The following is a 19,177-nucleotide window of genomic DNA, read 5'->3' on the forward strand; positions in this document are numbered from 1 at the left end:
GCAGGCTTCGCTTTCGGGTGAAAGCAACTCATGGTCACCCAGCCGTAGATCACATCGGCCGGGCGTGGCGATGGTTGCGTGTATCAGTCCACTTCAGGACGCGGCTGTACTGCGAATTCCGGAACAATGTGAGTACCCAGCTCCTCAATGACATCCTCAGCAGGGCGCTTTCCGTATTTGAGATTCAGGATAACGTGGTCCACCCCGATCTCCTCAAGCGACTCCAGCAAAAACCGCAGATGGTAGCGTCCCAGTTTGAACCCTAAATGAATGCGGGTGGGCGGCGTGGATGGAGTCTCGTCGAGGTCGATATAAAGCGACTGAGCGAAGGGCTTATAGACGGCGCCACATTGCTTCATGACCTCACGTCGCCAGTCTTCAACGATCAGCCGCTGCATGTTCGGTATGCGTGGATAGTTGATCCATCCGAGGCTTTCGCGCGCGATCCAGTCCAGCGACTGGCGACTGTTTCCAGTCACCAGCATTGGAATGGATTGGGTTGTGGGTTTGGGAATCAAGTCAGCGCCCTGCATCTCACCACCGCTCCAGCGGATGGGTTCGAAGCTGGTGCTGTGGGCTTTCCTAATAACCTCGTAGTGCTCCCGAAAGAGCTCTCCACGCCTTTCGGGATCGACGCCGAAAGCTAAAAACTCCACCGGACGATCGCCGGAAGCCACCCCCAGAATCAAGCGACCTGCGCTCAGTTGATCGACGCTGGCAGATGCCTTGGCGGTATGCAGCGGATGGCGCAACGGTATGGCAATGGACGCAGTGCCAAGCGCAATCTCAGACGTATGCGCGGCCATGTAGCCCAGATAAACCCAAGGGTCGAACAGTTGGCCAACATCGCCGAAACCGGGATCCCGAAGAGGCACATCACGAAACCAGAGCGCGCAGAAACCCAACGCCTCCGCTCGTTTGGCCAAAGCGACCTGGTTGAGCATGCTGGGCATGTCCCCATCGAAAGCCTCCAAAGGGAAAAACAATCCAAGGCTCAAATGACCCTGAGTGAAGGTCCGGCTGAACCCTCGATGCTGCTGATAAGTAATGGTGCTCGGCCGATACATACTGATTTTCCTCAATGGGAGAACGTGAACAGCGGCCTCATTTCCAGAGGTGCTGCGGCATCGGTCGCTTGAGAACGACAGGTGGGGGAGTGCGTAAAACGTTTACCCGTTGTGCGGTAAATGTTGGTCGGGCGGGACGTATTAAGGAGCCAGTGGCTGGTGATACACGCGGGCAGGTCCAGATCGCGGCAAGCGGACAGTCAGAAGGGAATCTGATTGCCCCAGCCTTTGCCTCAACTGAGTAAAGGCGTGGGGTCATCCAACAAGCGTAGGCGGGTTTGCAATGAATCGCCATGCGGGTTGTGACGATGATTGCTACGCGTCGATGAACCAGCCGCGATCGCTGGCGGCGATACTGGCGCAGGGGATTGAGCGGGTTGAACAGATCACGCTCGCAATCATCGAGCGCAACGACAAGATCTCCATTATCAGCAACTAGAACCCAGACCAGCTCACGTCAACAGCCTGGGTTCACTGTTGCCGAGGCGGTCGGGCAGACTCCGATGCGGGTAGCGCATCGAGAGCACTGGGAATGATTCGGCCGTACCCCGAAACTCTGCTTCACTCAACTATCTGGCGCGCTGGATCAGCGGCTACAGGCGAGCCATGCCGACAGCTGAAACCACACGTGCTGGAGCAAAAACCTAATGAAGAATCCGGACCCCTCAGCCCCACTGCCTCCGAGATCGACGTTGAAAAGCCTTCGTGTCCAGTGGTCACTGATGAACGCCTATGAGCGATTCGAGCAGATCATCGTGCTGGCGCTTGGCGTGATGATCTCGTGCGTCATCGTCATTGCTTTGTTCCAGCTCTATAGACGAGTGCTGCCGCTGGTGGTAGGCGGCGCGATTGATCCCTTGGATCACGGCGATTTCCAGTTACTGTTCGGTTCGATCTTCACTGTATTGATCGCCTTGGAGTTCAAGCACTCCATCATTCGTCCGGCGTTCAGGCACGGGAGCATCGTGCAGCTGCGAACAGTGATTCTTATCTCGCTCCTGGCCCTGAGTCGCAAATTCGTGATTCTTGATTCCGCTTCAACGCCCGCCGCCACTATCGCTGCATTGGGGTTTGCAACGCTGGTCTTGGGGATCATCTATTGGTTGTTCACAAAACGCGGCAGATTGCCTGAGGAATAAAAGGCCCAGCCCTATTTCGTTGGGGATTACGACCACGTCCCACCAAGAGACGCCGTCGGGGTTTGACGAGTTCGAATCGTTTAGACGTGGTTGCAATTAAACACCCAGACTGTCGATGACCTCGATGAAGTTTCTGATCAGGGGTGATTGCTGGTTCTTTCTCCAGACGAAATAGATATCGCTTGAATCCAGACTGGGCACCTGGTCAGCCTGAAACGTGTGCGCCTGACTGGCAAAACGATCCACGTAACTCTCTGGTATGCAGGCGAAACCTATCCCTTGCGCGATACAGGCGAAGATACTCGGATACGATTCGATTTCCAGAATAGCCCGAGGCTGGATACCGCTGCTTTCCAACCAGTTATCGACCTGTTGTCTGTAGTGACACGTGCGACCGAATACATATAGTTCGAGCCCCGACAAATCTTGGGGAGTGGGCGAGGAAAGAGCTTTGGGCACTACTCTGATCAAGCGCTCACGAAACGCTAGTCGGCTATCCAGCAAAGGATGCTGGATCGGGCCGTCAGTAAGAATCAAATCAAGCTCGCCATCCATCAAAAGTCGCTCAAGGAATAGCGAGTGCTCCGGGCGAATGTGAAGTTCTACCCCCGGCGCCTCAAGGCGATAACGTACGAGGCGCTCCGGTAGATGATTGGCCAGCGCTACATCTAGCGCTCCGACGCGAAGCACTCCCTGCATGGAATCGTTTGAGAACAACGAGCGCGTTTCAGCTGCCAGGTCAATGAGCTGTTTGGCTTTTCGGTATACCAACCTGCCCTCGGGAGTGACCAGCAATCGGTTATTTTCGCGATTGAACAAAACGACGCCGAGTTGAATTTCGAGCTCTCGCAGTCTGGCCGTGATGTTCGACGGTACACAATGCAGCGATGCGGCTGCTGCGGCTATCGTGCCGTGGTCGACGACAGCGCAAAAAAAGCCCAGCTGCGAAAGTTTCAAGAGAATCTCCTTTTGTGATGGCCTGGCTCACTTCTGATCACTTTTAGTGATTGACTTTGCAGCTTAACATTGTCCCGTCAAATGCATCCAGCCTTAAACAGACTGGCTATTGGCTGAGCACCAGAGCTGAAATCGGGCTTACGATGAAAGTATTTTTAGAGATGTTGGCTATGCAATGGCCGACGCTGCCGCGGAGAAGTAGATGCGCATACTGCATACCATGTTGCGTGTAGTGAACCTGGACAAATCCATTCACTTCTACACGAGGCTGCTTGGCATGAGCCTCTTAAGACGCAAAGACTACCCAGAGGGCGAGTTCACACTGGCTTTCCTTGGTTATGGTCCGGAGACCGAGGCGGTCGCCCTGGAGCTGACGCATAATTGGGGACAAAACAGCTATGAGCTTGGTGATGCTTACGGGCATGTCGCTATCGAGGTTGAAGATGCAGACGCATTATGCAGCCGTGCTGCGATCATGGGATATCGCGTTCCGCGACCAGCAGGTGTTATGAAACATGGGCGTACGGTCATCGCGTTCATTGAGGACCCCAATGGATATAAGGTTGAGCTGATTCAAAAAGGTACGCAATTCGACTGAGCGAGCGCCGCGATCGCGCGATAAGGATCATTACCATATATCCACTCAACACCTCATTTGCATGAGGCTTGAAGTTTTAGGTGCATCATTGAATAAACTGATCCTCCACTGCCACATCTTCAAGCCGGTAACGAATCCTACCGCTTTAAAACAGCACCCTGACTGCCGATAAAAATATCAACTTCGCCGAAAACGCCGCATTAAAATGGCGGCGTATGGGCTCAAATAATCAGGATGCACTGGGTCGTTCGGAAACTCCTGTATGTTCTGATGCACGCGCGTATCTCTGATCCCCAAATTTGTCAGTGTCAGAAATCAATTACCCTTCATAATCCAACCTCTAATGCTATAACTGTCATTCAGGTCTCTTACGACGCGCACTGCGTCCCTCCCGTTTTTGTACGGGCCGATGACAACGAAGTTGTTTTCTCTGCGCGCCACTGACAATTGCATGTTCTTGATAGCTTTGGTTGCGCGATTTCGGCTGGGTGTATTCATCGCTATCTCGATGATCCATACGCCGATCAAGGACGTGGCGAGAGCAGTGTGTCCAACGGGAGGAACCACGTTTGCGCATGTCAAACAATGGCGTTGCAGTGTAATGAGCGACAATGGCCCTGTGCGAAAGAGGTGCCATTGAGGTTGGGTGTTTTTTTGCTAGCGATGAGTGCTAGGCATATACCGACGAGCGTAATCAGAACAGTGAGGGCGAGGGTCCATCTGGTCTTCTTACTCCATCCGGCAGGATTTATCGTGGCGGCACTGTCGCTTTCTTCAAACGGGGTGGGCCGCGACCCACTCTTTGAGATGAGCAACAAAGCTCAGGACAGTCGGAGCAATGTTTTCTCTTGAAGGGTAGACCGCATAAATTCCCACCGGCGGCTCAATGGCCCAGTCGGACAATGCCTCCACCAGAGCGCCTGAATCAAGATCATCTCGTACATGCCAGTCCATGAGCAGCGCTATTCCATGTCCATCTATCACCATCTGGCGAACCACTTCCCCAAGACTGGATGAAAACCGTTTGCGTATTTTGCAGGTTTTTTTGATGCCTCCCCGGGACATGGCCCAGCTAGAATCCTTACCAACGATCAGCCCGTCCAGCATGGCCAGTTCTTTTGGAGAGATAGGCATGCCCTGTTTTTCCCAATACTGGGGGGCGGCGCATATCAGACGTCGAGAGGCAGCAACTCTTTGCGCGATCAGGGACGAATCGGCCATCACGCCGTGCCGAATCGCAAGATCGGTACCATGGGCGGCCAGATCAACCAGTTGATCCGTTGGATGAAGATCGACGATGACGCCAGGGTAGCGTTTGAGATAACTGCTTACGACGCTCGATAAATAACCTTGGGCAAATGTCGCGGAAGCGGTTATGCGCAGATGACCGGTAATCTCGGTCCTCTGGAAAAATCCTCCCTCGGCCTTCTCGACGCTTTCGAGGATGCTCAGGGCATGCTGATAAAGCTTCTCACCGTCAGAAGTGGGGCTGAGTTTACGGGTGGTTCGGTTAAAAAGTCTCCGGCCCACGCTGTCTTCAAGGGCCAGAAGACGCTTACTTCCACCCGCAGCTGTCATCCCCAGCCGTTCGGAAGCCGCACGGATGGATCCCTCTTCAAAAACGGCAACAAACAAACGCAATTCATCGATGGAATCCAGCACTTATTACCAACCAACAGGACCGAAAGATTCAACAACTCTAACGTACTTATCCAATTTTATTGATGATAATTTGGTGGCCTATAGTTCCTCGGAGTTAAACCCTTGAAAGCCATTGTGATAAATCAGCATGGTAGCTCAGACCTTTTTGTCGAAATTCAGACGGACAATCCCCGCGCGCGAGCAGGTCATGTGATTGTCGATGTGCGGGCGACAAGCGTGAATCCAGTGGACACGAAAATTCGCCGTGGCAGCGAAGGTACGGCTGGTCTGACTTTCCCGGCCACTCTTCACATTGATGTTTCAGGGGTGGTCAGCTCCGTCGGTACTGGCGTGAGTCGCTTCAACCCAGGCGATGAAGTCTATGGCTGTTTCGGCGGCATCGTGGGGATTCCCGGTGCGCTGGCAGATCAGATGGAGGTCGATGCCAATATGCTGGCGCTAAAACCCACGTCACTCTCTTTTGGCGAAGCAGCAAGCTTGCCGCTCGTGGCGATTACTGCATGGGAGGCGCTGATCGACCGTGCTTCGATCAAACCCAATGACAATGTCCTTGTACATGGTGGCACCGGCGGTGTAGGGCACATAGGGATTCAATTGGCCAAGGTTCTGGGAGCCAAGGTATCGACGACGGTTTCCACACCGGAAAAAGCGGAAATTGCCCGTCGGTTGGGCGCCGATGAAATTATTTTTTATAACGGCGAGACGCCTGAGGAATACAGTCAGCGAATCACTGGAGGAAAGGGATTCGATACGGTCTTCGATACCTTGGGCGGCGAGGTCTTACAGAACTCGCTGAAAGCCGCGAAGCTCAAGGGCCACGTCGTCTCGATCATCGGTTACGACACCTACGATCTGACCGAAATGCACTTCAAGGCATTGAGACTCGACCTGGTATTTATGGCTGTTTCGATCATTCATAACCAAGACCGCAAGCACCATGGCGAGATCCTGCAAAGACTGGCTGCCCTGGTTGATCGCGGCTTGGTCAAGCCACTGATCGATGAGCGCCATGATTTCACTGCTGCGGGCGTCAGTGCGGCACATGATCGCCTAGAGTCAGGTCGTGCCATTGGCAAAGTCGTCATTGAGCGAAAGGCTTAGTCACGCCGACACAGGATCGTGTGCACCGGGCCTAGAAGACAGTGACTCAGTCTTCCCCTGCGACGAGTTCATGTGTGTCGTGCCGATAACCTGGATCTCGACCAGGCCGCCATCTCGCAGCACCGCGGATTCAAATTGTTGGTCGCACGGCCGACGGCATGGATATCTTCGATACACCCGTGCCAGCCAATGCGCTCTCTCTTTATAACGCCCACAAGCAGGAGGTTTGATGACCACCCCTTTGACACTGATTGCCACTTTGACCGCCAAGGCCGGGTTTGAAGCCGAACTCGAGGAGACGCTGCAGCGCCTGCAAGGCCCGAGCCGAGCCGAAGCGGATTGCATCCAGTACGATTTCCATCGTGATGCCGAGCAGGCTCGCACTTTCCACATGATCGAACAGTGGCGCACTGAAGCGGCGCTGACTGCTCACGAAGCGACACCGCATTTTCAGGCCGCGCTCCCTTTCATCGAGCGTGCTGCTGAAAAACTCACCATCACGAAAATGTATCGCATCTCCTGAGGTTCTTCGAATGAAAGCCATTGCACACTTCAAATGCCTGCCTATCGAACATCCCAACGCTTTGGTGGAGATCGATATACCCGAGCCAGTGCCGAAGCCGCGCGACCTGCTCGTAGAGGTAAAGGCCGTATCGGTCAATCCTGTCGATACCAAGGTGCGACAGGGCTACGTACCGCACGAAGACGAAAGCCAGCCCCGTATCCTCGGATGGGACGCTACCGGTGTGGTCAAGTCGGTCGGCAGCGACGTGACGCTGTTCAAGCCTGGTGACAGGGTCTGGTACGCCGGATCGTTGATCCGCCCGGGCAGCAACAGTGAGCTGCAACTGGTGGACGAGCGTATCGTCGGTTCAATGCCCCAGTCGCTGGATTTCAGCCAGGCTGCGGCATTGCCACTGACTTCCCTGACCGCCTGGGAGTTACTCTTCGATCGCCTCGGTGTTGCAAGTGATACCACCGACCGGGGCGAAACGCTGCTCATCGTCGGCGCTGCGGGCGGGGTGGGTTCGATCCTGACTCAGTTGGCGCGTCAACTGACCGGACTAACAATCATCGGCACGGCTTCGCGCCCGGAAACCCAGGCTTGGGTCGCCGAGCTGGGTGCGCATCACGTCATCGACCATACCAAGCCACTCAGCGAAGAGCTCAAGCGCATTGGCATTGGACAAGTCAGCTATGTCGCAAGCTTGACCCAGACTGATCGGCACTACGAGCAAATCATCGAATCACTGAAGCCTCAGGGCAAGCTGGGCCTGATCGATGATCCGGCCACGCTTGACGCTGTACCGCTGAAGCGTAAGAGCCTGTCGTTGCACTGGGAGCTGATGTATACCCGCTCGCTTTACGAAACCGAGGACATGCAGGAGCAGCACAACATCCTCAACGAAATTGCGCGGCACGTTGATTCGGGTCTCTTGCGCACCACTCTCGGCGATAACTACGGACGCCTCAGCACAGAAAATCTTCGTCGTGCCCATGCTCTACTGGAAAGCGGCAAGGCGAAAGGCAAGATCGTTCTGAAGGGCTTCTAAGAGGTACTACAGAAACGACTGGGTAATTTCCAGCTCCAGGTACCCATTGCGCAAACCGTGTTGCTTCAGGCGCTTGGACACGCACGGAAAGCATCGAAGCCCGAGACTGCCGGGCCGCGATCGGCCTCAAGCAACGCGATAAAGACCAAACACAGCGGAGCCATGGGGCCCTCCTCACAGACAGCTTTCGACCCATAGCGGCCTCTCGATCCCACCGCGTCGCAGACTCCGATGACCAATTCGTCGACCCTCGTCGCGGCGTTGTCCAGCAGTGTCGTTTGCTGAGGAATCAGATTCGCTGGTCTCCCACGGCAGGCAACCCATACGCGACGTCGAATGCGTTCCTCGCGCAGGGTAACTGGAATCGGCCTCACGCCAGCTTCCACGACCTCTTAGCTATCTCGCGGATACGACTGAACAACGTGCTGGGCTCATACAGCTAGACGGTCGTGCGCGATCTCTCGCCCTGACCGCGTGCGGCTGCCGGCCCTGACTCGGGCGCTGACTGAGATTGCATCCGGTGCCTATCTGCCGCTGCCGTCGCTGGGGCTTCCATCGCAGCCGCAGGGCGGACCATGCGCAGTATTGCCGTTTAACACCTCCAGGTAGCCCTCCTCGATATTCAGCCGCTCGACTAGAAAGTCGACGAAGGCACGCACTTTCGGTGACTGCACCTGACCGCGCGGGAACAGTGCATGCAGGTCGAGGTCCGTGCCACGCCAGCCGGTGAGCACGCGCTGCACCAGACCCTGCTCGACGAACGCCCGCACAAAGACGTCACTGGTCAGCATCAGGCCTTCTCCATCCATCATCACAGTGCGAAGGGCGCTCGGATCGCTGGCGATCACGACGGGGTCGACCGGGAACTCGCGCAGCTTTCCGTTTCCATCATCGAGGGTCCAGGCGAAGCCGTGGGCGCTTCGGTGATTGGTCTGCGCGGTTGCCCGGTGGTAAATCAAGTCGTCGGGATGCAGCGGCTCGCCGAAATGCTCGATGTAACCGGGGGTGGCGTAGATCGCGGTACGGAACACGGCGAGCTTGCGCGCCGCCAAGTTGGAATCCGCCAGCGTGCCAACGCGCATCGCCACGTCGATTTCGCCGGCGATGATGTCGACCTGGTCGTTGCTCAGCAGCAGTTCCACGCGAACGTCCGGATGGCGTGCGTGGAATTCGCTGAGTAAGGGCGCGACCCAAGTGTTGCCCACCGGATGAGATGCAGTCACGCGCAGCCAGCCTCGCGGCCCGCTCTGCAACTCACTGACGGCGCTCTCCGCCTCGTCCAGGTCGCGCGCAATGCGCTGGCAATGCGCGAAATAGATGTTGCCCGCCTCGGTCAAGCCGAGCTTGCGGGTTGTGCGATGCAATAGCTGCGCACCCAGTCGCTCTTCCAGCTCCCGCACCTTACGACTCACGGTCGCCTTGGGCATGTGCAGCGTGTTCGCGGCAGCCGTGAAGCTGCCCAACTCCACAACCTTGACGAACACCAAAGTGTCATTGAGATCTCGATTCATGGAGCATCCTAGCGATTATTCCATTGATGGAACAATTATTCACAAAAAGGCCGACTAATACACTGGCAGCGGCTGCACTACATTGGTCTCAACAGCAAACGGAGGTCACTGCCTCCACCGCTTGAGCCAAGGATACGAACATGAACAGACTAACTGGCAAGACCGCGGTAATCACCGGTGGCGCGACCGGCATCGGTCTCGCGGCGGCAAAGCGCTTCATCCAGGAAGGCGCCTTCGTCTTCATCTACGGCCGTCGGCAGGAAGCGCTCGACGCTGCCGTGGCCGAGCTTGGTCCAAAGGCCCGCGCCATAACGGGCTCGGTCTCCGATGAGGCCGACCTAGACCGACTCTATGTGGCAGTGAAGGCCGAGCGCGGAACCCTCGACATCCTCTTCGCCAATGCCGGCACCGGCAGCCCACTCAAGCTGGGCGAGATCACCGCCGCCCATATCGACGAAACCTTCGAAACCAACGTGAAGGGCACCATCTTCACGGTCCAGAAGGCGCTGCCGCTGATGGGCGAGGGCGGTTCGATCATCCTGACCGGATCGAGCGCCGGCACCACGGGTGCTCCCGAATTTACCGCCTACAGCGCGAGCAAGGCGGCCGTGCGCAACTTCGCTAGGACCTGGGCAGAGGATCTGAAGGGCACCGGCATCCGGGTCAACGTGCTGTCGCCTGGCGCTACGGCAACCGAACTCGCGAAGGCGGCGCTCGGCGAGGAAGGCCAGAAGTCCTATGGCGCGATGACGCCCCTGCTGCGCATGGCCGAGCCCTCGGAAATCGCGGCGGCAGCGGTGTTTCTCGCCTCCTCGGACAGCAGCTTCATGACCGCGAGCGAACTCGCTGTCGACGGCGGCCTGGCGCAACTCTGACCCACGACGCGTCGGCGCTCCGTTCGATGGTTCGGAGCACCGCAGGGTCTGCTCAATAACGAACATTAGAAAGGCAAAATATATGAACAACCATAGTGCACAAAAATTGGCGGGAAAAATTGCGGTCGTGACCGGTGGAAGCAGCGGGATTGGCCTGGCCACGGCCAAGCGCTTCCTTGAAGAAGGTGCGCACGTCGTTATCACTGGGCGAAGGGAGGACGAACTGAAGGAGGCGGCAGCCACCTTGAAGGGAAACGTTACGACGGTCGTGGGCGACGTGTCCCGCCTGGAAGATCTGGACCGGCTCTTTGCTGTCGTGAAAGAGAAGCATGGTCACATTGATGTGCTCTTTGCCAATGCGGGCGCGGGTACGGTCGCGCTGCTGGAGGCCGCTACCGAGGCTCATTTCGACCAGACCTTCGACGTGAACGTCAAGGGCACCTTCTTCACGGTGCAGAAGGCCCTTCCGCTGTTCAGAGACGGCGGCTCGATCATAGTGACCTCTTCGGTCACCAACGTCTTGGGAACGGCTGGATTCAGCGCTTACGGTGCAAGCAAAGCGGCTGTGCGCAACTTCGTGCGTGCCTGGACGATGGAGCTGAAAGATCGCCAGATCCGCGTGAATTGCATCAGTCCCGGGCCCACCGAGACGGGCGCTTTGCAAAAGACGGCGGGCCTTACCGCCGACCAGGCCAAGGAAGCGGCCGCCCAGTACGCCTTGCAGATTCCCATGGGTCGCTGGGGCAAGCCGGAGGAAATCGCGGCTGCCGTCGTATTCCTCGCTTCCGAGGAAAGTTCGTTCGTCACGGGTATCGATCTTCCCGTCGATGGCGGCCTGGCGCAGGTCTGACCCCAGCGCGGCCCCTTGGCTGGCCACCCTAGCGGCAAGCCGTGGGGCCGCGCTTATCCAAGCAGGATCCAACCCAACTCAGAGAAAACTCCTATGACCTATTCAATTATCGGCTTCGGCCCTATCGGCCAGGCACTGGCCAAGGCGTTTGCCCGCAAGGGCATCGACGTATCCGTGGCCACCGCGCGCGACCCGGAAAGCTTTGCCTCCGTCGCCGCTGCCATCGGTCCCACCATCCTTCCCAAAACACTGGCGGAAGCGGTCAAGGCGGACATCATCTTTTTGGCCGTCCGTTTCGACTCGCACCAGGATGTCGCCAACGCGCTGTCGACCTGGAAAGGCAAGACCATCGTCGATGTAACCAACACCCAAGTGCCCACAGAGGAACTGGGAGGACAGCCTTCTTCCATGGTCGTTGCGCGGTCCTTCACGGGTGTCAGGCTGGTCAAAGGCTTCAACCATCTGGGTGCATCCGTCCTCGCCCAGGATCCGGCCGTGCATGGCGGCAGGCGGGTCGTGTTCCTGGCCAGCGACGATGACGAGGCCGCGGCCGAGATCGGCGCGCTTGCAGAAAATCTCGGTTTCTCGCCGGTCCAACTTGGCAGGCTTTCCGAGGGCGGGCTGCTGGTCCACGCACGCGGAAATAGCTGGGGTCGACTGATCTTCAAGGACCTCGTCACTTTCGCCGGTTGAGCAGGACGTACCCAACGATAACAACACAACGAACGCGCTCGGGTCGAGCGCAAGTCGACTCGATCGACGCGGAGAAATCCCCATGAATACCGAGAAAAACGTCCAGACCGTGAAGGACTTCTTTGCGGCCATTGGCCGCGGCGACAAGGACGGTCTGCTGGCGCTGGTCGCCGAAGACATCGAGTGGATCATCCCGGGCGAAGACTGGCCTCTGGCCGGTACGCGCCACGGCCATGCGGGGCTTGCGGATTTGCTCGAGACCGCATCCAGGTCGATGGAGACGTCCACCGAGCCCCGGGAGTTCATCGCGCAGGGAGACCGGGTGCTGGTCGTCGGTTTCGCCAAGGGGAAGATCAAAGCCACCAATAAGACGTTCGAAGATGACTGGATCTTCGCCATCACGGTCCGCGACGGCAGACTGACGAAGATCCGCGAGTACATTGACACGCAGGCACTGGCACGAGCCTCGCAGATCGACGCATCCGGGCTCACGTAGCAAAAACCGTTTGGGGCCCCTCGCCATTCGAATACCAAACTTTGTAGGAGGTCCCCATGTACGACACATCCAAGCTATCCGAGTTGATCCGCTTCGCACGCGTTGATCCAGGCGCCACCGTCATCGACGTTTACCCGGGCGACGGCGACTGGACGCGTCTATTCTCTGACGCCGTGGGACCCAACGGACGGGTCTATAGCTTCGTGCCTGCCGAAGTCGCCCACTTCAAGAACGATCCTGTCGGCAACATGCGTACGTTGGCGAAGGAGCCGGGCCGGGCAAACGTCTAGGCGGTTTCGGCGAACCTCGTGGCCATGCCGGAAGTCACGCAGCCCGCGGATGTCCTGTGGATGCACCTGTTCTACCACGATCTCCACACCGCGCTGGTGCAGTCCAAGGACGCGACGGCGGCCGACTTCAATCGCGCCATGTGCGATAGGGTCAAGCCGGGTGGGTACTACGTCATCGTCGACCACGCCGCCGCTGGCACAGCGGGCACCAGTGTTGCCCAGTCGCTGCACCGGATCGACCCCGCCTCCGTTCGGAAGGAGGTGGAGGCGGCCGGCTTCCTGCTGGACGCGGAAAGCAACATGCTCGCGAACAAGGATGATCCGCGATCAGTCAAGGTGTTCGATCCCGCGATCAAGGGCGAGACCGATCGCTTCGTCTACCGGTTTGTGAGGCCGTGACGGCTGCCAGCGACGGCCGCTTGTCGGGGCACACTCCGGCCACGACGAACGTCTCTTGTTGGCCGAATGCTGCCATTCACGAGGGGCGGCTTTGGGTCGAAAGCAGCCGGTCGTGGCTGACCGCTTCCGACCTAGATCGGCCGCTCGTTGAGGTCAGCTAGCGGCCAAAAGAAGACAGTCAGCGCCCTGACTGATCACGCAATGCATCGAGAAGCAGACGAAAAGCCGGTTTGTGTTGGCGCCGGCTTGGGTAGTAGAGGTGATACCCGGTGACGGTGCCAGTCCAGTCCTCCATCAGCCGCACCAGGCGACCTTGTGCCAGATCCTGCTCGACCAGATGCTCCGGGAAGTAGCTCAGTCCGGCGCCCGCCCTGACAAAATCACGCATGAGCCAGATGTTGTTACTCACCAGATGCCCGTCGGCGCGTACTTTGATTTCTCTCCCGTTTTTTGCGAAAGGCCAAGCCCACAATCCTCCCGAGGTGGGCTGGCGCAGGTTGATACAGGCGTGCTCGGTCAGATCCTGTGGCGTCAGTGGTTCAGCGCGGTGTTCGAGATAGGCGGGGGCGGCCACCAATGCCAGGCGAAAATCCCGGCCGATGGGCATGCTGATCATGTCCTGAGCCAGCTGCGCCCCCAGGCGGATACCGGCATCGAAGCGCTCTGCAACGATGTCGACCAATGCGTAGCTGTCGTTGATTTCGACCTTGATGCCCGGATAGTCGGTCATCAATTGCAGCGCAGCCGGGGCAAGGACGAGATGGGTTGCGTGCTCCATGGAGGTGATGCGCAGGCTACCCGCCGGCATGCCGCTCAGTTCGCTCAGCTCGTTGAGGCCTGACTCGATCCCGTCAAAATGCGGCCCGATGCTGTCGATCAGGCGCGCTCCGGCTTCGGTCGGTGCGACGCTGCGGGTACTGCGGGTCAGCAATTGCACACCCAGGCGCGATTCCAGTTTGGTGATGGTGCGGCTCAGCGCAGGCTGGGAAACGCCAAGCTGCGCCGCCGCTTTGGTAAAACTGCCTTCACGGGCGACCCGCAGGAGGGCCAGGAGGTCGGTGACATTGTCGCGCACGATTGATGCTCTGCGGTTATAGGTCTATTCCAACCATACCATCTAATCATTTGTAGGCAGGATGGCTAGAGTGTCGCCTTTGCTTCGCGGCGCTTTCAGGAATCATCTTTCCCATGGATAAACAAACATTCGATGTGATCATTTTTGGCGCCACCGGGTACACCGGTCGGCTGGTTGCTGAATACTTCTTCACTCAATACGGCGTCGACGGCCCTGTTAAATGGGCCATTGCCGGTCGCAGCTTGAGCAAGCTGGAAGCCATTCGGGACAGTTGGGCAAATGCTGCAGCGCTGCCGCTGATCGTGGCCGATGCCCAGGACCGGGCGTCCGTACGCGACATGGTTGCCGCAACCAGGGTCGTGATTACCACCGCAGGGCCGTTTTCGGTCTATGGTTCGGACCTGGTGGCAGCCTGCGCCGAGTCGGGGACGGACTACGTCGACCTCTCGGGGGAGATTCCCTGGATTGCCCAAATGATCGGCAGCCATCAGGCCCAAGCCCAGGCATCGGGCGCGCGACTGGTGTTCTCCTGTGGTTTCGATTCGGTGCCGTTCGACCTCGGCGTATGGTTCACCCAGCAGCAGGTCATGAAGACGTTCGCTCGCTACGCGCCTCGGATCAGGGGCCGCGTGCGCAGCATGCAAGGCGTGCTGTCCGGTGGCACGTTCCTGAGTGTCGATGCTGTGGTTGCAGCGGCAGCGCAGAATCCTGCGCTTGGCGCACTGGTGGCCGATCCGTTTGCCTACACACCGGGATTCAGAGGCGTCGAGCAACCTGATGATCAGACCCCCTACCGGGATGAACTGGCTCAGAGCTGGGTCGGCCCTTTCATAATGTCTGGCATCAATTCCAAGGCGGTGCATCGCACCAACTTGCTGGAGGGGCACCTGTGGGGCACGTCGTTTCAATACGACGAAATGCTCATGCTCAGTTCGCAACCGAGCGAAGACGATGAGCTTGGTCTGGCAGGCTTCTCTTTCAATGAGGGCGGTCATCCGCAACCGGGGCAAGGGCCGACACAGAAGGAGCTTGATGCAGGCTTTTATGATGTGTTGTTCATCGCAGAACTGGCAGACGGTCAGGTGCTCAAGGCATCCGTGAGTTGCGACGAGGATCCGGGCTACCTGTCGACCTCCAAAATGTTGGCCGAGTCAGCGATGGCGCTGGCGTTCGATGTGACACGTGAGGAGACCCCGGGCGGTTGCTGGACGCCCGCGGCGGCGTTGAATGAGGCGTTGCTCAAACGCCTGACTGAAAAAGCCGGACTGAGGTTCACAGTCGAGGGTTGATTCTATGGGCCGCTAAAAAAGCTGAATGTCTTTGACGTTCAGCTTTCAGAGTCTTCAGCCCTCTCAACAATTAGCCCTCTCAACAAAAGGTGTCCCATGAATCTGCCAAACCGTATGAACTACATCGAGATCACCGAACCCGGTGGCCCCGAAGTTTTAAAGCTAATGCAGGCTGATGTCCCAACGCCCGGTGATCACGAGCTGCTGATCCGGGTTCACGCCGCCGGCATCAATCGTCCCGATGTCATACAGCGTTCTGGCAAATACCCGATGAAACCCGGCATGACCCCTGTGCCGGGGTTGGAAGTGGCCGGTGAGGTCGTTGGGGTTGGCGCAAAAGTGGCCGACTTCAAGCTGGGCGACAAGGTATGTGCGCTGACCAATGGCGGCGGTTACGCCGAATACTGCGTTGTGGCGGCCACCCAATCATTACCGGTCCCCGACGGCGTGGACATGATTCAGGCTGCTGCCATTCCGGAAACATTCTTCACCGTGTGGGCCAATCTTTTCGAGCTGGGCCGTGCCCAAGAGGGCTGCACCGTATTGATCCATGGCGGCACCAGCGGCATCGGCACGACCGCGCTGATGCTGTGCAAGGCCCTGGGGATCAAGGCTTTCGCAACGGCTGGCAGCCAGGAAAAGTGCGACCGAATCCGCGAACTGGGTGGCGAAGCGATCAATTACCGCGAGGTGGACTTCGCTCAGGAGATCGCCCGGCAAACCCACGAGAAGGGCGTGGACGTCATTCTCGACATCATGGGCGGGAGCTATTTCGAGACCAACGTAGCGTCACTCGCACGACGCGGTCGACTGGTCGTTATCGGCTTTCTGGGCGGCAACTCCGTCAAGGACTTCAATCTGCTGGCGTTGATGGAAAAGCAAGGCTCGGTGACAGGGTCGATGATGCGTTCGCGCAGCGCGGATGAAAAAGCCGAGATTGCTCGCGCCGTACTCGCCAATGTCTGGCCGCTGCTCAGTCAAGGCGAATGCCTGCCGATCATTGACCGTGTTTTCCCTCTCGCCGACGCAGCACAAGCGCATCAGCGAATGGAGCAGGGCGACCATATCGGCAAAATCGTGCTGAAGGTGGTGTGAATTGAATCGCCCGGTGCGTGCCATTGACTGCCCGCCGGGCGCTTTTCATTTTTGTTTGAGGGGGCCGTGGTTGTGTGGGTGGCGAGCGGCTGCTTCTGTTGGGGTTTGCCCGCGTGCTGAGAGGCTGCTTTGGGTCGAAAGCGGTCTGTCGCGAACGGCAGGTATGGGCACCTGAAGGCCAGCAATGGTCGAGAGTATTCGTCGAGGAGGGACTGTCTGAAGGCTCTGTCTATGAGCTTTGGAGAGGCATAGCCGAGGGCAAGGGTGTGCCGTCCTCGTAGCGAACCAATTCTTTTCGGGCGATCAGCACTAAATTTTCAACCTGCACGAATGGCAGATCCTCAGCGAATAGCGAAATTGTTAATGTGTTATCAGAATCACACCTGAAGACCTCCGCGCATACTTTATTGGTGGCGTTAATAAGCTCTAGTCCCAAGCCATCACGGATCACGTCCGAAGCAATCTGAATCCGATATTCCATATCTCAATCCTCGTGCTTGAACGTATCCGGTCAGCTATAAGGCCTGTACCAAGTTTTCTTGCATCGTCGCAATGATGGCTTCTGACCGATACCCCCTCCTGCTCATCTGCCTTGCGTGGAATGTCCGAAAAGATCCCTTTCGACATCAGATGAGCAGCAACGGAATGGGGGATCGCCGGGGAGGGCTGCTATCGACCCAAAGCTCCTGTTTGCTACCGGCAGAAATCGGCCGAGTGCGGACGTCACTCGTCGTCTGGCGAAGCATAGATGTCTATGGATAGAGCAATACTACGCTCGCTGAGCAGCCGCATTGTTTGCGACGAAACAGAAATGCCTTCGTTTGATTCACGCATGAACCAACCGCAGAAAATGTCCATCTCGAATCGTTTTGCAAGCAAAGCCCAGTCATCTAGGCTCACGTCGATAAAGCCCAGAAGCTGAGAAATTTGGCCATCAAAATCGGCGCTGTCGCTTGGCTCTGCGTCAAGTATCCACGCCCCGCTTTTCTTCACAACGACCTTGCCAGATGAGGTTGAATATTCGTAGCCCTTGACCCACCCTTGTGTATAAAAGTGGTCGAACAAGCGGCTCAGCTCCTCGGGTATCAGTTCGTCACCAAATATACGAAGAGCTGCCTTGCACTGGTCTAATGTTGCCATATTCACTAGGTTTCCATGTCAGAGATGACCGGCTGCTGTTGGTCGAAAGCGGTCAGGCGCGACCGGCTGCTTTCGACCCAAAGCAGCTTCACTTAGATGGCAAGACTGGGCTAGGAGATCCCACGAACGGGGGTGTTAAGCTATTTTCAGTCATAGACACACTGCTATTGATTTTGTAGTCTCAGGCAAGCTCACGTCGCTTTTCTTCCTCTGCTAATGCAGCGTTTCTATCTGTTGCCGCAATTGGCTCAAAAGGTTCCGTAAAGTGAAATTACGCGACACAAATGGCCGATGACATTACGCCTTTTTTCGTTCACTGATTATTAGAGCTTTTTCAGTTATGGATATTATTGCGACACTTCGAAGAAAGATCAATCAAGCTGGTGCAGGTGATCATACGCTTGGACTGATGGCGATGCTTGCGCACGTAGAAGTTGCATATAAACATTTGAGGAGGGGGCAAAGGGACTCAGATGATTCGGCATTCACTGATGCAGTGTATAGAACTAATCAAGCGTTCGAAGGCGGCCTAAAAGAGGCTTACGGGGTTCTAGCCAAGAAGAGCCTTGACAAGGCGAGAATGTTTGATGTCGAGCAGTTCTTTGGCAAATCCAATGTCTTCAAGAAGAGAGTTCTTGATCAGTTTACGAACTACAGGCAGGAGTGGAGAAACCCATCTACTCATGATCACAAATTGGATTTCAGCGAGAGCGAAGCGTTCCTCGCTATCGTGTCGGTAACAGCGTTTTCCTGCCTTCTTGTTGACGAGATGGCCTTACAGCTTGCACGCGACCGAGAGGAGGAAGCCACAAAATTATTGGTGATGACGATAAAAAGCAAGTTCAAGCTCGCGGAGGGGGATCTTTTGGGACGCGTTACTGAAGCCCTTAAATCGTATTTTACTCTCCGTTCCGCGGAAGAGTTGGAAAGTAACTCGTTCCCTCAGTGGCTGGGTTCGGTAGCGGGTTTTTTGTCCGCTATCTTTCCTGGTGCAGAAGTGTTGTCTGAAGCTCAAATTGGCGGGGAAAAACGGAAAATTGTTGCAGACGTTCTAGTCAAGAGCGCTGGTCAGTCAGTGGTTGTGGAGATCAAGAACAGAGTAAATATTTTTACATACGAATCGATGCTAGTTCAGCTTGAAAGCGTGATCGCCAGTTCTGGATATCGGGACGGAATCGTTTTCTACCTCCCAACCGAAGTGGCTTCTGGGCACATATTCGAACAAGATAGACTTTTCAACGACGGAGAAGGCCGTCTGAAAGTGCTCAGTGCGGTACCCCTAAAAGTTCGTACGGGGTGATATGTATTCTTATCTCAGAAAGTCATCACCACGTACCACGAGTCGATACAATGCATCTAACCGTAAGTCGAAAAGTGGCTTTACGCA

General features: G+C 56.8%; 22 protein-coding genes. 15 read left to right on the top strand and 7 right to left on the bottom strand.

Features of this window, described 5'->3' with window-relative positions:
• Positions 1 to 83: 83 nt before the first annotated feature.
• Positions 84 to 1,067, bottom strand: a complete 984-nt coding sequence (locus tag AC07RO_RS03090) for an LLM class oxidoreductase (protein ID WP_192172903.1) — start codon at positions 1,065 to 1,067, stop codon at positions 84 to 86.
• A gap of 283 nt (positions 1,068 to 1,350) precedes the next feature.
• Here AC07RO_RS03090 and AC07RO_RS03095 point away from each other — a divergent pair, with 283 nt between their 5' ends.
• Both AC07RO_RS03095 and AC07RO_RS03100 read left to right on the top strand, forming a co-directional pair.
• Positions 1,351 to 1,506 (top strand): hypothetical protein, encoded by a 156-nt coding sequence (locus AC07RO_RS03095; RefSeq protein WP_192172902.1) that lies wholly within the window; start codon positions 1,351 to 1,353, stop codon positions 1,504 to 1,506.
• A gap of 208 nt (positions 1,507 to 1,714) precedes the next feature.
• Positions 1,715 to 2,206, top strand: coding sequence for a phosphate-starvation-inducible PsiE family protein (locus tag AC07RO_RS03100; protein WP_495085253.1), 492 nt, complete (start codon positions 1,715 to 1,717; stop codon positions 2,204 to 2,206).
• Positions 2,207 to 2,302: 96 nt separating this feature from the next.
• Here the strand turns inward: AC07RO_RS03100 and AC07RO_RS03105 are convergent, their stop codons facing one another.
• The gene (locus AC07RO_RS03105; RefSeq protein ID WP_192172900.1) at positions 2,303 to 3,163 is read right to left on the bottom strand and encodes a LysR family transcriptional regulator; all 861 of its coding nucleotides are present in this window, start codon (positions 3,161 to 3,163) and stop codon (positions 2,303 to 2,305) included.
• Positions 3,164 to 3,365: 202 nt separating this feature from the next.
• Between AC07RO_RS03105 and gloA the strand changes: the two genes are divergently transcribed.
• Positions 3,366 to 3,761, top strand: a complete 396-nt coding sequence (gloA, locus tag AC07RO_RS03110) for a lactoylglutathione lyase (protein ID WP_282371301.1) — start codon at positions 3,366 to 3,368, stop codon at positions 3,759 to 3,761.
• 774 nt (positions 3,762 to 4,535) lie between these two features.
• Here gloA and AC07RO_RS03115 read toward each other — a convergent pair.
• The gene (locus AC07RO_RS03115) at positions 4,536 to 5,423 is read right to left on the bottom strand and encodes a LysR family transcriptional regulator (RefSeq protein ID WP_495085254.1); all 888 of its coding nucleotides are present in this window, start codon (positions 5,421 to 5,423) and stop codon (positions 4,536 to 4,538) included.
• Positions 5,424 to 5,525: 102 nt separating this feature from the next.
• Here AC07RO_RS03115 and AC07RO_RS03120 point away from each other — a divergent pair, with 102 nt between their 5' ends.
• From AC07RO_RS03120 to AC07RO_RS03130, 3 genes are all read left to right on the top strand, one after another.
• The gene (locus AC07RO_RS03120; protein ID WP_495085255.1) at positions 5,526 to 6,524 is read left to right on the top strand and encodes a zinc-dependent alcohol dehydrogenase family protein; all 999 of its coding nucleotides are present in this window, start codon (positions 5,526 to 5,528) and stop codon (positions 6,522 to 6,524) included.
• A gap of 229 nt (positions 6,525 to 6,753) precedes the next feature.
• The gene (locus AC07RO_RS03125) at positions 6,754 to 7,047 is read left to right on the top strand and encodes a putative quinol monooxygenase (protein ID WP_065991705.1); all 294 of its coding nucleotides are present in this window, start codon (positions 6,754 to 6,756) and stop codon (positions 7,045 to 7,047) included.
• A 10-nt stretch (positions 7,048 to 7,057) separates the two neighbouring features.
• Entirely contained in the window at positions 7,058 to 8,077 is a 1,020-nt protein-coding gene (locus AC07RO_RS03130; RefSeq protein ID WP_065991706.1) for a zinc-binding alcohol dehydrogenase family protein, read from the top strand.
• Between the two features lie 524 nt (positions 8,078 to 8,601).
• Here the strand turns inward: AC07RO_RS03130 and AC07RO_RS03135 are convergent.
• The gene (locus AC07RO_RS03135; protein WP_495085256.1) at positions 8,602 to 9,588 is read right to left on the bottom strand and encodes a LysR family transcriptional regulator; all 987 of its coding nucleotides are present in this window, start codon (positions 9,586 to 9,588) and stop codon (positions 8,602 to 8,604) included.
• A gap of 140 nt (positions 9,589 to 9,728) precedes the next feature.
• Between AC07RO_RS03135 and AC07RO_RS03140 the strand changes: the two genes are divergently transcribed.
• From AC07RO_RS03140 to AC07RO_RS03165, 6 genes are all read left to right on the top strand, one after another.
• The gene (locus tag AC07RO_RS03140) at positions 9,729 to 10,463 is read left to right on the top strand and encodes an SDR family NAD(P)-dependent oxidoreductase (protein WP_192172893.1); all 735 of its coding nucleotides are present in this window, start codon (positions 9,729 to 9,731) and stop codon (positions 10,461 to 10,463) included.
• A gap of 82 nt (positions 10,464 to 10,545) precedes the next feature.
• Positions 10,546 to 11,313 carry an SDR family NAD(P)-dependent oxidoreductase gene (locus tag AC07RO_RS03145; RefSeq protein WP_192172892.1) on the top strand — a complete coding sequence of 256 codons (768 nt, stop codon included), beginning with the start codon at positions 10,546 to 10,548 and terminating at the stop codon, positions 11,311 to 11,313.
• Between the two features lie 93 nt (positions 11,314 to 11,406).
• Positions 11,407 to 12,006: an NADPH-dependent F420 reductase gene (locus AC07RO_RS03150; RefSeq protein WP_192172891.1), complete on the top strand. Its 600-nt coding sequence runs from the start codon at positions 11,407 to 11,409 to the stop codon at positions 12,004 to 12,006.
• Positions 12,007 to 12,088: 82 nt separating this feature from the next.
• Positions 12,089 to 12,502 (top strand): nuclear transport factor 2 family protein, encoded by a 414-nt coding sequence (locus AC07RO_RS03155; RefSeq protein WP_133776318.1) that lies wholly within the window; start codon positions 12,089 to 12,091, stop codon positions 12,500 to 12,502.
• 56 nt (positions 12,503 to 12,558) lie between these two features.
• Complete coding sequence (locus tag AC07RO_RS03160; RefSeq protein WP_197983860.1) at positions 12,559 to 12,792, top strand: hypothetical protein; 234 nt, start codon at positions 12,559 to 12,561, stop codon at positions 12,790 to 12,792.
• Positions 12,793 to 12,816: 24 nt separating this feature from the next.
• Positions 12,817 to 13,191: a hypothetical protein gene (locus tag AC07RO_RS03165; protein WP_282371307.1), complete on the top strand. Its 375-nt coding sequence runs from the start codon at positions 12,817 to 12,819 to the stop codon at positions 13,189 to 13,191.
• Positions 13,192 to 13,369: 178 nt separating this feature from the next.
• Here the strand turns inward: AC07RO_RS03165 and AC07RO_RS03170 are convergent, their stop codons facing one another.
• On the bottom strand, positions 13,370 to 14,269 hold the full coding sequence (locus AC07RO_RS03170) for a LysR family transcriptional regulator (RefSeq protein WP_495085337.1): 900 nt from the start codon (positions 14,267 to 14,269) through the stop codon (positions 13,370 to 13,372).
• A gap of 110 nt (positions 14,270 to 14,379) precedes the next feature.
• Between AC07RO_RS03170 and AC07RO_RS03175 the strand changes: the two genes are divergently transcribed.
• Both AC07RO_RS03175 and AC07RO_RS03180 read left to right on the top strand, forming a co-directional pair.
• Positions 14,380 to 15,555: a saccharopine dehydrogenase family protein gene (locus tag AC07RO_RS03175; RefSeq protein WP_495085257.1), complete on the top strand. Its 1,176-nt coding sequence runs from the start codon at positions 14,380 to 14,382 to the stop codon at positions 15,553 to 15,555.
• Between the two features lie 96 nt (positions 15,556 to 15,651).
• Positions 15,652 to 16,650, top strand: a complete 999-nt coding sequence (locus tag AC07RO_RS03180; RefSeq protein WP_495085258.1) for an NAD(P)H-quinone oxidoreductase — start codon at positions 15,652 to 15,654, stop codon at positions 16,648 to 16,650.
• Positions 16,651 to 16,879: 229 nt separating this feature from the next.
• On the opposite strand, the gene AC07RO_RS03185 is transcribed toward AC07RO_RS03180, so the two are convergent.
• Both AC07RO_RS03185 and AC07RO_RS03190 read right to left on the bottom strand, forming a co-directional pair.
• Positions 16,880 to 17,131, bottom strand: coding sequence for a hypothetical protein (locus tag AC07RO_RS03185; protein WP_423572908.1), 252 nt, complete (start codon positions 17,129 to 17,131; stop codon positions 16,880 to 16,882).
• Positions 17,132 to 17,373: 242 nt separating this feature from the next.
• Positions 17,374 to 17,790, bottom strand: a complete 417-nt coding sequence (locus AC07RO_RS03190) for a DUF4279 domain-containing protein (protein WP_423572906.1) — start codon at positions 17,788 to 17,790, stop codon at positions 17,374 to 17,376.
• Between the two features lie 340 nt (positions 17,791 to 18,130).
• Here AC07RO_RS03190 and AC07RO_RS03195 point away from each other — a divergent pair, with 340 nt between their 5' ends.
• Positions 18,131 to 19,090, top strand: coding sequence for a hypothetical protein (locus AC07RO_RS03195; protein WP_495085259.1), 960 nt, complete (start codon positions 18,131 to 18,133; stop codon positions 19,088 to 19,090).
• Positions 19,091 to 19,177 lie beyond the last annotated feature (87 nt).

The organism is Pseudomonas sp. GW821-FHT07F05 (assembly GCF_059418765.1).